Origin of the sequence: Mesorhizobium sp. M8A.F.Ca.ET.207.01.1.1 (genome assembly GCF_004794715.1) — a bacterium.
Lineage (GTDB): Bacteria > Pseudomonadota > Alphaproteobacteria > Rhizobiales > Rhizobiaceae > Mesorhizobium.
In genome coordinates this window covers 1-310 of record NZ_SRUS01000436.1, presented here as the reverse complement: position 1 = coordinate 310, position 310 = coordinate 1, and the positions used below count along the sequence as shown (strand labels likewise).

The window sequence follows — 310 nt, the reverse complement described above, 5'->3', positions numbered from 1 at the left end:
GCCGGTGGCGCACCAGTTGTACCCGGCCACGCCGGCCACGGCGAAGAACGCGTTGCCGTTGCGGGTGATGACCACCGTTTCGGCATCGTCCGCAGCGTTGGGGTCATCGGCCGCGTCGGTAAAGCCCAGCTCGAATGCCGCAGGAATCTCTGCGGTCTCGGTCCAGTTGCCGAAACCGATCGGTCCCCCCAACGTATCCAGGTAATCGCGCTCGCTGGCCTCACCCTTGCCATAGCGCGAGTAGCAGGCGAGGCGACCGTGCGCGGCATGGTAGTCGCGGGCCTTGGCGTAGCTCTCGCGCATCTGCGCG

Annotated in this window: 1 protein-coding gene; it reads right to left on the bottom strand. The window is 67.1% G+C overall.

The features are described 5' to 3' along the window. Positions 1-310: hypothetical protein (locus tag EN850_RS35250; RefSeq protein WP_210238079.1), on the bottom strand; the 310-nt coding region annotated here is incomplete at both ends.